14 protein-coding genes are annotated in these 14,111 nt (G+C 62.3%); 10 read left to right on the top strand and 4 right to left on the bottom strand.

The features are described from left to right. Positions 1 to 169 precede the first annotated feature (169 nt). The 5 genes from HWE04_RS18920 to HWE04_RS18900 all read left to right on the top strand — a co-directional run bounded on the left by HWE04_RS18920 (position 170) and on the right by HWE04_RS18900 (position 5,845). The gene (locus HWE04_RS18920; protein WP_102664370.1) at positions 170 to 2,071 is read left to right on the top strand and encodes a potassium transporter Kup; all 1,902 of its coding nucleotides are present in this window, start codon (positions 170 to 172) and stop codon (positions 2,069 to 2,071) included. Positions 2,072 to 2,261: 190 nt separating this feature from the next. Beyond that, a complete protein-coding gene (gene rocF, locus HWE04_RS18915) occupies positions 2,262 to 3,188 on the top strand; it encodes an arginase (protein WP_077236518.1) in 927 nt (308 codons plus the stop codon). 256 nt (positions 3,189 to 3,444) lie between these two features. Further along, positions 3,445 to 4,224: a basic amino acid ABC transporter substrate-binding protein gene (locus tag HWE04_RS18910; RefSeq protein ID WP_102664372.1), complete on the top strand. Its 780-nt coding sequence runs from the start codon at positions 3,445 to 3,447 to the stop codon at positions 4,222 to 4,224. A gap of 137 nt (positions 4,225 to 4,361) precedes the next feature. Then, positions 4,362 to 5,114 carry an amino acid ABC transporter permease gene (locus HWE04_RS18905; RefSeq protein WP_006465352.1) on the top strand — a complete coding sequence of 251 codons (753 nt, stop codon included), beginning with the start codon at positions 4,362 to 4,364 and terminating at the stop codon, positions 5,112 to 5,114. An 8-nt stretch (positions 5,115 to 5,122) separates the two neighbouring features. Then, on the top strand, positions 5,123 to 5,845 hold the full coding sequence (locus HWE04_RS18900; protein WP_006465353.1) for an amino acid ABC transporter ATP-binding protein: 723 nt from the start codon (positions 5,123 to 5,125) through the stop codon (positions 5,843 to 5,845). Positions 5,846 to 5,923: 78 nt separating this feature from the next. Here the strand turns inward: HWE04_RS18900 and HWE04_RS18895 are convergent, their stop codons facing one another. The 4 genes from HWE04_RS18895 to HWE04_RS18880 all read right to left on the bottom strand — a co-directional run bounded on the left by HWE04_RS18895 (position 5,924) and on the right by HWE04_RS18880 (position 9,947). Further along, positions 5,924 to 6,688 carry an ABC transporter ATP-binding protein gene (locus tag HWE04_RS18895; protein WP_241813368.1) on the bottom strand — a complete coding sequence of 255 codons (765 nt, stop codon included), beginning with the start codon at positions 6,686 to 6,688 and terminating at the stop codon, positions 5,924 to 5,926. 23 nt (positions 6,689 to 6,711) lie between these two features. Then, positions 6,712 to 7,479, bottom strand: coding sequence for an ABC transporter permease (locus HWE04_RS18890; protein ID WP_241813420.1), 768 nt, complete (start codon positions 7,477 to 7,479; stop codon positions 6,712 to 6,714). Between the two features lie 15 nt (positions 7,480 to 7,494). Further along, complete coding sequence (locus tag HWE04_RS18885) at positions 7,495 to 8,496, bottom strand: ABC transporter substrate-binding protein (RefSeq protein ID WP_077236521.1); 1,002 nt, start codon at positions 8,494 to 8,496, stop codon at positions 7,495 to 7,497. Positions 8,497 to 8,975: 479 nt separating this feature from the next. Beyond that, entirely contained in the window at positions 8,976 to 9,947 is a 972-nt protein-coding gene (locus tag HWE04_RS18880; RefSeq protein WP_241813367.1) for a LysR family transcriptional regulator, read from the bottom strand. Positions 9,948 to 10,155: 208 nt separating this feature from the next. Here HWE04_RS18880 and HWE04_RS18875 point away from each other — a divergent pair, with 208 nt between their 5' ends. The 5 genes from HWE04_RS18875 to HWE04_RS18855 all read left to right on the top strand — a co-directional run. Then, positions 10,156 to 11,340, top strand: a complete 1,185-nt coding sequence (locus HWE04_RS18875) for an NAD(P)/FAD-dependent oxidoreductase (RefSeq protein ID WP_241813366.1) — start codon at positions 10,156 to 10,158, stop codon at positions 11,338 to 11,340. Between the two features lie 15 nt (positions 11,341 to 11,355). Continuing rightward, positions 11,356 to 11,931, top strand: coding sequence for a HutD/Ves family protein (locus HWE04_RS18870; protein ID WP_077236523.1), 576 nt, complete (start codon positions 11,356 to 11,358; stop codon positions 11,929 to 11,931). 73 nt (positions 11,932 to 12,004) lie between these two features. Further along, entirely contained in the window at positions 12,005 to 12,754 is a 750-nt protein-coding gene (locus HWE04_RS18865; RefSeq protein WP_102664378.1) for an electron transfer flavoprotein subunit beta/FixA family protein, read from the top strand. Between the two features lie 9 nt (positions 12,755 to 12,763). Then, on the top strand, positions 12,764 to 13,699 hold the full coding sequence (locus HWE04_RS18860; RefSeq protein ID WP_241813365.1) for an electron transfer flavoprotein subunit alpha/FixB family protein: 936 nt from the start codon (positions 12,764 to 12,766) through the stop codon (positions 13,697 to 13,699). Between the two features lie 4 nt (positions 13,700 to 13,703). Beyond that, the coding region (locus HWE04_RS18855) for an NAD(P)/FAD-dependent oxidoreductase (protein ID WP_241813364.1) at positions 13,704 to 14,111 on the top strand (408 nt) is incomplete at its 3' end.

The raw sequence follows: 14,111 nt of genomic DNA, 5'->3' as shown, positions 1-14,111 counted from the left end.
CTGGGGCGCAACGTCAGGGTGGGCGCCGGCGGCATTTTGAGCCGGCCACGGGTAGAGTGCGATAAAGTACGCGTCCTGCCCGGACAGACCGTCGCTTGCCTCCCTGGCAAGCCCTGTTGAAGCCAGAACCCTGTCCGCCGGCACTCATTTGAAGAAGCAAGGGAGCAAGATGAGTTCATCTCACACCAATCCGAGTCTTTCCCTCCGATCGTCCAAATTCCACTTGATTACCCTGGCGGCGCTGGGCGTGGTGTTTGGCGACATCGGTACCAGCCCGCTGTACGCACTCAAGGAATGTTTCAGCCCCGACCACGGCATCGCCTTTTCCCCGGGTGCGGTGCTGGGCATCATCTCCATGCTGTTCTGGGCCATCACCATCGTGGTGACCATCAAGTACGTGATGTTCGTGCTGCGCGCCGACAACAACGGCGAAGGCGGCGTGCTGGCGCTGATGGCGCTGTCCTTGCGCTCGGCCGTCTCGGGCTCGCCGCGGGCCAAGCTGCTGATGATGCTCGGCGTGTTCGGCGCCTGCATGTTCTATGGCGACGTGGTCATCACGCCAGCCATTTCGGTGCTGTCGGCGGTGGAGGGGCTGGAAATCGCTGCGCCCAGCACCACGCATGTGGTGATCCCGCTCACACTGGTGATCGTGGTGATCCTGTTCCTGATCCAGCGCCATGGCACCAGCGTGGTGGGGCGCTTCTTCGGTCCGGTGATGTTCCTGTGGTTCCTGTCGCTGGCGCTGCTGGGCATCTACAACATCGTCAAGGCACCGGAGGTGCTGGTGGCGATCAATCCCTACTATGCCGTGCATTTCATGGCCGAGCACTCGCTGCAGGCCTTCATCGTGCTGGGCTCGGTGGTGCTGGTGCTGACCGGCGCCGAGGCGCTGTATGCCGACATGGGGCACTTCGGCATCAAGCCGATCCGCTATGCGTGGATCTTCACTGTCATGCCCTCGCTGCTGATCAATTATTTCGGTCAGGGTGCCAACCTGATCGCCAATCCGGAGGCAATCAAGAATCCCTTCTACCTGATGATCCCCGATCCGTTGGTGCTGCCCATGGTGCTGCTGGCGACCTGCGCCACCGTGATCGCCTCGCAGGCGGTGATCTCGGGTGCGTTCTCGCTGACCAGCCAGGCCATCCTGCTGGGCTTCGTGCCGCGCATGCGCATCCTGCATACCTCCGAGGATGAACAGGGCCAGATCTACATCCCCCTGATCAACTGGATGTTGCTGGTGGTGGTGGTGGCCGTGGTGCTGGCCTTCAAGAAATCCGACAACCTGGCGGCCGCCTATGGCGTGGCCGTGACCACCACCATGGTCATCACCACCATGCTGCTGGGCGTGGTGATGCGTCATATCTGGAAGTGGCGCACGTCGGCCGTGGTGCTGACCATTGCCTGCCTGCTGATCGTCGATGTGGCCTTCTTTGCCGCCAACCTCTTGAAGCTGACCGAGGGCGGCTGGTTCCCGCTGGTCATCGGCGGCGCGGCCTTCTTCCTGCTGATGACCTGGTATTCGGGTCGCATGCTGCTGCGCATGCGCATCAAGGATGACGGCATTCCCATCGAGCCCTTCATCGAGGGCCTGCTGGCCCATCCGCCGCACCGGGTCGGTGGCACGGCCGTGTTCATGACGGGCAATATTGCCACCGTGCCGGTCGCGCTGCTGCACAACCTGAAGCACAACCGCATCCTGCATGAGCGGGTGTTCTTCCTGAAGATCAGCATCTGGGACGTCCCCTACGTGGCCGACAGCGAGCGCCTGACCATGAAGGAACTGGGCGGCGACGTCTACCTGCTGCGCGCAGCGTTCGGCTTCAAGGAAGCACCGGAAGTGCAGAAGGTCATGACTCTGACCGAGCAGCAGTTCGGTCATCACTTCGACCTGATGGATACCTCCTTCTTCCTGGCGCGCGACACGGTAGTGCCGAGCAAGCTGCTGGGCATGTCGCTGTGGCGCGAGCGCCTGTTCGCGTGGATGTACCAGAACGGCGCCAAGCCTTCGGACTTCTTCCACATCCCCGCCAACCGGGTGGTGGAGCTGGGAACCAAGGTCGAGATCTGATCGTCCGCGACGATGTTGCAAGGATGCCGTTCAGCTGACCGCTGAACGGCATTTTTCTTTGTGCTCAGGCAGGCGGGCGGAATTCATGCGGCCTGTACACGTCGAAGGGCCATCGTAGGACAATCGCAAGGATCCCTGCCGCCCGAGGCAGCGGTCATTCACTGTTTTCACTGTAAGGAGCGGTACAGCCATGAACAAGATCAGGATGATGGGCGCCCCCACCGATGTGGGCGCAAGCCGGCGCGGTGCCTCGATGGGGCCGGCGGCCTTGCGCGTGGCAGAGTTGCAGCGCGGCTTGCAGCAGCATGGGCTGGAGGTGGTCGATGGCGGTGACCTGGCCGGTCCGGCCAATCCGCAACAGCCACCGGTGCAGGGCCTGCGTCACCTGGACCAGGTGGTGCAATGGAACCAGACCGTCTACGCGGCGGTGGAGCATAGCCTGCGCGCGGGTGAAGTGCCGCTGCTGATGGGCGGCGACCATGCGCTGGCGGTGGGCTCCATTGCCGCCGTGGCGCGCCATTGCCGCGAGCAGGGCAAGGACCTGCGCGTGCTGTGGCTGGATGCCCATGCCGATGCCAATACCAGCCATTCCACCCCGACCGGCAATATCCACGGCATGCCCGTGGCCTGCCTGCTGGGCGTGGGGCCGGCAGAGTTGACCGGCATCGGCGGCCAGGTGCCGGCCTTGCAGCCGCAACAGATCTGCCAGGTCGGCATCCGCAGCGTGGATCGCGAAGAAAAGCGCCATCTGCGGGAACTGGGCGTGCGCGTCTACGACATGCGCCATATCGACGAGCACGGCATGCGCGTGACCATGGAGCAGGCTCTCGCCGGTATCGGCCCCGATACCCATCTGCACGTGAGTTTCGATGTGGATTTCCTGGATAGCGCCCTGGCGCCCGGGGTGGGGACTGCGGTGCCCGGCGGTCCCACCTACCGGGAAGCGCAACTGTGCATGGAAATGATCGCCGACACCGGCCGCCTGGCCTCGCTGGACGTGATGGAACTGAACCCGGCCTGCGACGTACGCAACCAGACCGCGGAGCTGGTGGTGGACCTGGTGGAAAGCCTGTTCGGCAAGTCCACCCTGATCCGTCGGCCGGAAGGGCCCTACTGACGCCTGCTGACATGGCCGTCGAGGGGGCGGTGACGGGCGGCGATATTTGCAGAGGCTTTGCGACAGGCTTGCAATTTGAGGTTGAAGGATTGCGGCGAATGCCGGATTATTCAGGGTTTTTCCGCTTCCGGCGGGCCCGTGCGGGTTTTACCCACGCATTCCCGCCCGCCAGGAAACGCCAGTCTGCCGCGCCTGATCCAACTTGCCTCTGCCTGCGGGTGGCGCGGCCCATTTTTCCGTCAGAAAGAAGGTCCCCATGTCGTTCAAGAAATTCTTCACCGTCGCCGCCAGCGCGCTGGCCCTGTCCTGTGCTGCCGGCAGCACCCTGGCTGCCGACCAGACCTACGTGGTCGGTGCCGGCGGTACCTATCGTCCCTTCGAATTCGAAACCCCGAAGAAGGAACTGGTCGGCTTCGACATCGACCTGATCAAGGCCATCTCGCAAGCCTCCAACTTCAAGATCCAGCTGGTGAGCACGCCCTGGGAAGGCATCTTCGCCACCCTCGGCCAGGGTGACCGCGACATCATCATCTCCGGCATCACCATCACCGACAAGCGCGCCCAGATGGTGGACTTCTCGCTGCCGTATTTCCCCGCCGAGCAGGTCATCATCACCAATGCCGATGCCAAGATCGCTTCGCTGGCCGACCTGAAGAAGACCCAGGTCGCCGTGGTCAATTCCACCGCCGGTGACATCGTGGTCTCCGAGGAACTGGGCAAGTCCAGCACCGCCATCCACCGCTTCGACAACACCGTGCTGATGCTGGAAGAACTGTATCGCGGTGGCGTGGACGCCGCCGTGGGCGACGTCGGTGTCATCAAGTTCTACATCAAGAGCCATCCCGAGAAGAAGTTCAAGGTGGTGGGCGACACCAAGTTCGTGCGCCAGTACTTCGGTATCGCCGTCAAGAAGGGCAACAAGGAACTGCTGGACAAGATCAACGCCGGCCTGACCAAGATCGTGGCCGATGGCACCTACGCCAAGATCTACAAGACCTGGTTCGATGGCGAAGTACCGACCCTGCCGCTGAAGTAAGCACTCCCGGTGCGCCTGCACGATCCTGCATGCGCACCGCCTGTCTGATCTGCCCGATCACGGCCGCCACGCTGCGCCCACGCAATGTCGGCGGTCCGCTTCCTCTGCTCAACTCCTCCGTTTGAACGGACCTCATCATGAATTCCTTCTTCCAATGGGAAATCATCGGCGAATACCTGCCCCTGTTCGTCGAAGGCACCTGGATGACCCTCAAGGCCGCGATCATCTGCGTCATCGCCGGTACCTGCTGGGGCCTGGTGCTGGGCGTCGGCCGCCTGGCCGAGGCTCGCCATGGTTTCTGGAAATATTTCCTGTGCTACTGCGTGCAGTGGCCGATCCGCTTCTACGTCAGCTTCCTGCGCGGCACGCCGCTGTTCGTGCAGATCCTGCTGATCCATTTCGCGCTCATGCCGGTGCTGATCAACCCCAGCGGCGGGCTGATCCTCTCCGGTGACCTGGCCCGCGAGATCCGCTCGCACTACGGCGCCTTCGCCTCGGCGGTGCTGGCCATCACGCTCAACTCGGGGGCGTATGTGTCGGAGATCTTCCGCGCCGGCATCCAGTCCATTGACCGTGGCCAGAGCGAGGCTTCGCGTTCGCTGGGCATGACCTACATGGCCACGCTGCGCAAGGTCGTGCTGCCCCAGGCCTTCCGCCGCATGCTGCCGCCGCTGGGCAACAATGCGATTGCCATCGTCAAGGATTCCTCGCTGGCCTCGGCCATCGGCCTGGCTGAACTGGCCTATGCGGCACGCACCGTGTCCGGTGCCTATGCCCGCTACTGGGAGCCTTACCTCACCATCTCGGTGATCTACTGGGTCATCACGCTGGCCCTGTCGGCGCTGGTGCGCCACCTGGAAGCCCGTTACGGCAAGGGGGATGCACGATGAGCACGACGATGATCAAGGTCAATCAACTCCAGAAGCGCTTCGGCCAGGCGCATATCCTGCGCGGTATCGACTGCGAGATCAGGGCTGGCGAAGTGGTCTGCGTGATCGGGCCTTCGGGCTCGGGCAAGAGTACCTTCCTGCGCTGCCTCAATGGTCTGGAGGAGGTCAGCGACGGCGATATCTTCATCGAAGGCATCAAGCTCAACGACCCCCGGGTCGATCTCAATGCATTGCGCGCCCGCCTGGGCATGGTGTTCCAGCGCTTCAACCTGTTCCCGCACATGACGGTGCTGGAAAACCTGATCATGGCGCCGATGCAGGTCAAGAGCCTGTCGCGCCGCGAGGCGGTGCTGGTGGCCGAGAAGCTGTTGCAGAAGGTGGGGCTGCTGGACAAGATCGATGCCTTCCCCAACCAGCTCTCGGGTGGCCAGCAACAGCGCGTGGCGATTGCCCGTGCGCTGGCGATGGAACCCAAGGTGATGCTGTTCGACGAGCCGACCTCGGCACTGGATCCGGAACTGGTGGGTGAGGTGCTGAGCGTGATGAAGCAACTGGCTGAAGAGGGCATGACCATGGTGGTGGTCACGCACGAGATGGGGTTTGCCCGTGAGGTGGCAGACCGCGTCTTCTTCATCGACCAGGGCGTGATCATGGAAGAGGGGCCACCGCAGCAGGTGCTGGGTGACCCCCATCATGAGCGTACGCGGGACTTCCTGCGCAAGGTGCTATAGCCCTTGCTCTGCCCTGTAGAGATTGTCCGTCGGGCTGGGTTCTCTCCAGTCCGACGAACGCTACCGGCAAGAACGGATCTACTTGACGCCTTCCAGGCCTTTCATCACTTCCACCTGGACCGTCTCCCAGATCGAGCGTTTCAGTTCGATATAGCGGGATGACAGCTGGACTTCGGCCGTACGTGGATGCGGCAGGTCATTGTCGATGTCCTGCACGACGCGCCCCGGCTTGGCACCCATGACCACCATGCGTGTAGACAGCATCAGCGCTTCGTCGATGGAGTGCGTGATGAAAATGATGGTCTTGCCGCTTTTTTCGTAGATCTGCAGCAACTGCTCTTGCAGCACCTGGCGTGTCATGGCGTCCAGCGCCGCAAATGGTTCGTCGAAAAGCATCACATCCGGATCGTTGGCCAGTACCCGTGCAATCGAGACCCGCTGCTTCATGCCTCCGGAAAGCTTGTTGGGAAAGCTGTCCTCGAAGCCCTTGAGTCCGACCATCTCGATGTAATGCTGTGCAACCCTGGCACGCTCGGCCCGCGATACACCTCTCATCTTCAGGCCGAACTCGACGTTTTCGCGAACGGTCTTCCAGGGGAACAGCGCGTACTGCTGGAATACCATGCCGCAGGCCGGGTCGACATCCTTGACCTCCCTCCCGTTGACCCAGACGCTACCGGTGCTGGCGCGTTCAAAGCCGGAAACCAGGTTGAGCATCGTCGATTTGCCGCAGCCGGAAGCTCCCAACAGCACCAGAAATTCACCCTGGGCCACCTGCAGGTCCACCTGATGGAGCACCTTCAGGTCTCCGAACGACTTCCCCGTGCCGCGAAATTCGATCATCGGACCTGTCCTGGTCGGGTTCTTCATTTCTGCCATGACAGCACGCTCCTTTGGATCAGTCGGAAGACGATGTCCGTAATCAATACGGTAAAGCTGATGAGCACCATACCGAGTACCACGGTATCGGTCTGGAAGAATTCCTTGCCATTCATGATCATGAAGCCCAGCCCCTCCTTGGCCGCCACCAGTTCCGCTGAGATCACGCAGGTCCACGACAGGCCAAGGATCACCTTCATGCCGGACAGGATCTGGGGCATGCAGCCGGGCAGGATGACTTCGCGCATCACCTGCCAGCGATTGGCGCCCAGGTTGCGGGCTGCGCGGATGAGCAGTGGATCGATGCCCTGCGTGGCTTCGATCACGTACAGCAGGGCGGGTGTCACTGCGCCCATGAAGACGATGCTGTACTTCTGCGTCTCCGTGATGCCGAACCACAGCAAGGTGAGCGGAATCCAGCTCATCGATGGCAACGGCCTGAGGAACGACAGGATAGGATCGAAGACAGCGCGTGCGATCTTCGAAGTTCCCAGCATGATCCCTAACGGAATGGAGACCACCACTGCGGCCAGGAAGCCGACCATCACGCGCCGTGCCGAGGCCAGGATGTTGATGATCAAGGTGTCCTGTTCCCACATGCGCATGGCGCGGGCGAGGATCTGCGAGGGCGCCGGCAGGAATACCGCATCCACGATGCCGGCCCGGCATATGCCTTCCCACACCAGCAGGAAGGCCACCAGCGAAACCGCCGACAGGGTGATCAACGCCCCGCCGCTGAACCATTCTTTCTTCATAAGCATGCGCCGGCCTCAGAGGTAGGTGGTGTTGACCCACTGGCGTACCTGCGGCATGGAATCGACCTGCTTGAGCTTGACCAGCATCTCGGCCAGCTTTTGCAGACCCACGATGAAGTTGCCCGGGTCACTCATCAATGCCTTCTGGTCGGCCAGCGTGAACCACTCGGTCTGCTTGATGACGCCAAGCTGCTCTTCCATCGACAGCGAGGTCAGTTCAAGCAGGATGCGGGCGGACTCCTCCGGCTTTTGCGTGAGCATGGCGTTGGCCTCGAAGATGGCTTGCATGAAGGCCTTCACGGCTGCCGGATTGTCCTTGCCGAAGCTGCTCCGGGTCAGCAGCACATCGGGGCCGGGTGACATCTTGTAGCTCTTGTAGAGCGAGAAGGCGCTGTCGTCGAACAGCAGCCTGGTACCGGGCAGGGCGCGGATGCGGTCGAAGGTCGGGGTCCAGGCGGCGGCGGCATCGATCTGGTTGGCCTTGTAGGCCGTGAGCAGCTCGGTGGCGGGCAGGTTGATGATCGCGACATCCTTGTCGGGATTGATGCCGGCCTGCGAAAGCACGTCCAGCAGCAGCACGTGGGCGCTGGAGGCATAGGTCACCCCGATCTTCTTGCCCTTGAGGTCAGCCAGTTCCTTGATCCCCTCACGCACCAGCAGGCCTTCGGCGCGGCCGAAGTTGTTGGGCGTGGCAATCAGCTGGAACTGACGGGCGCCGCTGGCCATGAGAGCTAGCGCCGAGACCACGCCGGTACCGGCGATGTCGACGTTGCCGGCCATCACCGCAGCCATGCGGGCGGAGGAGGTGGAGAAAGCTTGCCAGCGCAGATCGATGCCATGCTTGGTCATCAGGCCGGTCTTCATGGCGATGTAGGCCGAGTAGTGGCCCAGCCATGCCGAGCCGCCGTAGTTGATCACGGTTGGGGCAGCGGCGCTTGCCACGAGGGGGAGGCCGGCAGCGCCGGCGGCGGCCAGCGTGATGACCTGCTTCATGACCCTGCGTCGATTCTGGTTCATTGCTTGCTCCTTCAGATTGGATGTGAAATCTCTTGATGGACCACTTCAGACGCGGCTCGAGCAGTCATCTGACCTGCTTGCGTCGCCGCCATGCCCTGGTCCTTCCCGCTGTGCTGGTCAATAGCAGCGACGGCGGGCCCCCGCAGGTGATGTGGCAGCGTCGATATTACTGATTCGTGACGGCAGTCCGGTCCGCTTAAGAAAAACTAATACAAACTATCTTCAGCACTAATCTAGCTGCGCCGCAGCGGTGCGCCCGCGCCTCGCCGCCGTGCATGGTGGACAGGCGCTGCACAAAAAGCGCTCATGGCCACCGGGCGTGCACGTCCAGCGTCTGCAGGCGCTGGATGGCGGCTTCGATCATCTGTCTTACGGGTAGCTAACGGCTGCCTGCTCATCCGTGTAGAGCGACTGGCACATTTGCATCTGTGGTGCGTGACTGTGCCAGTCAGGCCGTTCTTGAGGCGGCCATTGGCGGCCTATTTCCAGGAAAACGCGTCCTTGGGCAAGCCCGGCAAGGATTTGCGGATGGCAGGGGAGATCTTGTCTTGCAGTGTCTGGCGGGTGAGTGCCGAGATTTCCTCGGCCAGGCTGTTCCATTCGCCCTCGCGCGAGAGCAGGAAGAAGTTGCGGCGACCCAGCTGGCTGGGCGGCAGCGGCACCAGCACCACGTCCGGCAGGCAATGACGTGATTGCCACAGGCACAATGGCGTGGTGACCGCATAACCCATGCCCCAGGCGACCAGGTTGAGCATCGGGTCGGTGGCATCGAACTCCAGGCGACGCGGGGCATCGAGCTTGATGTGCCGCAGGTAGCGTTCGATCTGCTGGCCGATGACCGAGCGGCGCGTATAGCGCAGCAGGGGAAGGCTTTGCAGGGCTGCCTGGTAATCGTGACCGGCATCGGCATGCCGCTCGGCCACGCTTCTGGGAATCACGGCCACGAAGCATTCGGAGAACAGCAGGCGTTGTTCGATGCGCAGGTCGTTGACTGTCGATTCGGTGCACACGGCCAGATCGAGCTCACGTCGTTGCAGCTGTTCCGAAAGAATGGGCGTCAGTCCCGACCAGAGTGATATCTGTCGCGCGCCTTTGGCGATGGCCTGGACCAGTATCGGGCCCACGGTGGCGGAGAATGAATCCACGCCGCCCAGGCGGATTTGCGCCACCTCCGAGCGGGAAGCGTCGATCAGGCGCTCATTGACGCGCTGCGCGTGCTCCAGCAGGTCCTGCGCCAGTTCCATGAGCAGGCGACCGGCCGCCGTCGGGCGCGAAGGGCGAAACTCCCTGTCCAGCAACACCATGCCGCTTTGGGTTTCCAGTGACTTGATCAACTGGCTGATGGCACTTTGCGTCACGCCCAGCTTGCGGGCGGCTTCGATCATGGAACCGCCTTCGCAAACGGCGACGAAAGCCTGGAGGGCGTGCAGGTCGAATGGCATGTCAGGCATGAAGCGGTCCTTTCGGAGAAAACAGGCAGTCGCCGGTTACTGCTCTGGCAGTTGTGCAGGGAGATCATGGAGCGAAAGCGCCACATGGTGCGTGATGATAATGCCCACTTCTTCAAAACATTAGTTTGTCTAATGCTGCCGCGATTGTCGATTTTTTCGGGTGACACTGCATGCCATTCTGATCGAAGAGGATGCTATGACCCCTGCAATGAACGCTTATGACGCCATCGTGATCGGTGCCGGCGTGATTGGTACTTCCACCGCTTTCCATCTGGCCCGGCTGGGTGCACGCAAGGTCCTTGTGCTGGATCGCAAGACCGTCGGTGAAGGCACGACATCGCAGTCTTCAGGCATTCTGCGGACCCACTATTCGGTCCAGCAAAATGTCACGCTGGCGCAGTTGTCATGGGATACGTTCAACAATTTCCCGGCCTATGTCGAGGATGAGGAGGCTTCCTGCGGTCTGGTCAAATGTGGCTACATGATCTGGGCCGCGGATGATGACAAGCTTGCACCCCTGCGTGCCTCGCTGCAGGGGCAGCAGGCGCAGGGCATTGCGTTGCAGTATCTGGATGCCAGGCAGGCTGCCGAACTGCTGCCCATTGCCCGCTTCGACGACGCTGCGCTGATCAGCTTCGAACCGGAGGCCGGCTTCGCCGACGCCTACCTGGTGGCTACCTCGTTTGCGCGTGCCGCACGGCGCCGGGGCGTAACGGTAAAAGAGGGCGTGAGCGTAGAACGGCTGCTTATCGAGAACGGCCGTGTGAGCGGTGTGCAGACCACTGCCGGGCGCTTCCTCAGCGACATCGTCATCAGCACGCAGAACATCTGGACGCCTGAATTGGCTGCATGGACCGGGCTCACGCTGCCGGTACGGCCGGAACGCCATACGGTGCTGGCACTGGAGGGACCGCAGGCTTACACCTTCCAGATGCCGGTCTTCAAGGACCTGGCATCCAAGGGCATGCTCTACGGACGCAGCTATGGCGGGACCCAGATGCTGGTCTCCGAGGGGGTGGCAGGGGAAACATTGGCTACGCCTGATACGGAACAGGGCGACGTATCCCTGGACGCCATCGTCGAAATTGGCGAACAGGTGGCGCAGCGCTTCCCCAGCTACGAGACGGCCGGCCTGGCGACCTCCTGGACCGGCGTCTATGACGTCACTCCGGACTGGAATCCGGTATTGGGTCACCTGCCTGGCGTGGAAGGCCTGGTCGCCGGGTTCGGCTTCTCCGGTCACGGCTTCAAGCTTTCGCCGGCAGTCGGACAAGTGCTGGCGCAGTGCGCCCTGGGGCTGCCCACGGAGGTCTCGCTGGCGCCGTATTCGATCGAGCGATTCTCGACCGGAAAACTGCTGGTGGGGAAATACGGTTCGGGTGCGGTCTCCTGAGGAGCTCACGCTGTCATGCATTTGCTCCTGCTCGACGAAGTCAGGCCCGAGCCCTGGCGCAACGGCGGTGGCGTGACGCGCCCGCTGGTCAGTGCGCGTGAGGCGGGCTCGGCATCCACAGGGTCTGCTAGTGCCGACTGGCGCCTGAGTCTGGCCGATATCTCCGCCGATGCCGAGTTCTCGGTCTTTCCCGGCATGCAGCGCCATGCCGTCCTGCTGGGTAGCGGGGCGGTCAGTCTGGCCAGCAATGGCGCCGAGCCAGTGTGGGTGCGACCCTTGCAGCCCGTCAGTTTTCCAGGTGAACCACGTTGGCATGCGCGCCGCGATTCCGGCAGCCTGGAACTGCGCTTCCTGAATCTGATGGTGCGTCGTTCCGTCTTGCGCGGTGAACTGCAGGTGATCGAATGCCAGCGACAGGTCCATGCGGGGACCGCCTGGGCCTTGCTGCCGCTAGCAGGGCGCTGGCAGTTGTCGAGCGACGTCATCGTTGGTGCTGGGCAGCTGGCCTGGGACGAGGGGAACGGCGGATGCCTGATGCAGCCACTGCAAGCCGATGCCAGCGCGGTACTGGCGCTGGTTCATTCCATCTGATCAGATCGGATGCCGGACCGTCCATGCTCCGCGCATCGCCTGGTTACATTTCTTATGAGGCAGATACGAAGCCATGAAAATACTAGTCGCAGTCAAACGGGTGGTCGATTTCAATGTCAAGGTAAGGGTCAAGTCGGACGGCTCGGGAGTCGATATCGGTGCCGTCAAGATGAGTATGAATCCCTTCGATGAAATCGCGGTGGAAGCTGCCGTGCGTCTGAAGGAAGCTGGAGTGGCCACGGAGGTGGTGGCCGTTTCCTGTGGCCCGGCTGCCTGTCAGGAGACCTTGCGTACGGCCATGGCCATCGGCGCTGACCGCGGCATTCTGGTGGAGTGCGCGCAAGAGCTGCAGCCCCTGGCCGTAGCCAAGCTGTTGCAGGCAGTGTTCATGCGGGAACAGCCGCGCCTGGTGGTGGTCGGCAAGCAGGCCATCGATGATGACAGCAACCAGACTGGCCAGATGCTGGCAGCATTGGCGGGCATGCCGCAGGCTACCTTTGCCTCCCAGTTGCAAGTGGCCGGAGATGAAGTCATTGCTACACGCGAAGTGGATGGCGGCCAGGAAACCATCGCCCTGAAGCTGCCCGCGGTAATCACGACCGACCTGCGGTTGAATGAGCCGCGCTACGTCACCCTGCCCAACATCATGAAGGCCAAGAAGAAGCCGCTGGAGGTGCTCACTCCCCAGGCGCTGGAGATCGACGTTGCGGTCGGGCTGACCACCCTGAAGGTGGCAGAACCGCCTGCTCGCAGCGCAGGGGTCAGGCTGGCGGACGTCGCCGCTCTGGTCGCCAAGCTGAAAAATGAAGCCAACGTCATCTGAGGACTATCCATGTCAGTGCTGATCATTGTCGAACACGATAACCAATCACTCAAGAGCGCGACCCTGCATGCCGTGACGGCGGCCAGGGAATGCGGTGGCAACATTACCTTGCTGGTCTGCGGCTGGCAGTGCGAACCAGTGGCCCAGGCGGCCGCGAAGGTGGCCGGGGTGGCGCGGGTGCTGGTCGTAGACGCGCCTTGTTTCGCCGATGGCCTGGCAGAGAACGTGGCGGCGCAGGTGGTCACGTTGGCCGGGGCATTTTCCCACGTCATGGCCACGGCGACAGCGACCGGCAAGAATGTCCTGCCACGGGTGGCGGCATTGCTGGACGTGGCGCAGGTCTCGGAAATCACCAGGGTGGTGGATGCGCACACCTTCGAGCGGCCGATCTACGCGGGCAACGTGATTGCCACCGTCAGGTCTTCCGATCCCATCAAGGTAATTTCGGTGCGTGCTACTGCCTTTGAGGCAGCGCCCCTCGAAGGAGGCCAGGCCGTCATCGAGACAATCGCCGCCGTGGACGATACAGGTCTCTCGCGGCTGATCTCGCGACAGACCATTGCGTCAGACCGGCCGGAGCTGGCGTCGGCAAGGATCGTGGTATCCGGCGGACGTGGTCTCGGTTCCGGCGCGCATTACGCGGCGCTGCTCGAGCCGCTGGCCGACAAGCTCAACGCGGCGCTGGGCGCGTCGCGTGCGGCAGTGGATGCCGGCTATGTGCCCAACGATTACCAGATCGGCCAGACTGGCAAGGTGGTGGCGCCGGAGCTGTACATCGCCGTCGGGATCTCGGGCGCGATTCAGCATCTGGCGGGGATGAAGGATTCGAAGGTCATTGTGGCGATCAACAAGGATGCCGACGCACCGATCTTCTCGGTTGCCGATTATGGCCTGGTGGGAGATCTCTTCGAGGTATTGCCTGAACTGGTTGCGCAACTGGGATAAGGCGATGACGATGCAGAACGTGCTCGCACAATACGGCCCTCGCGAATCCATGGAATACGACGTGGTCATCGTTGGCGGCGGCCCGGCCGGGCTGTCGGCAGCAATCCGCCTCAAGCAACTGGCTACACAGCAACATCGCGAGGTCTCGGTCTGCGTGCTGGAAAAAGGCAGCGAAGTCGGCGCCCATATCCTCTCAGGCGCCGTGATGGACCCGCGTGCGCTGAGCGAGCTGATCCCTGACTGGAAGGAACAAGGCGCGCCACTGGACACGCCGGTGAGCGAAGACCGCTTCCTCTTCCTCTCGGCCGACAAGGCCTACAAGACGCCGAACTGGCTGCTCCCCACCTGCTTCCAGAACCATGGCAACTACGTGATTTCGCTTTCCAACGTCACGCGCTGGCTGGGCCAGCAG

The organism is Herbaspirillum sp. C7C2 (genome assembly GCF_022627865.1).
Lineage (GTDB): Bacteria > Pseudomonadota > Gammaproteobacteria > Burkholderiales > Burkholderiaceae_D > Herbaspirillum > Herbaspirillum frisingense.
Note: the sequence above shows the minus strand (reverse complement) of the source record. Positions and strands in the feature narration are given on the sequence as shown.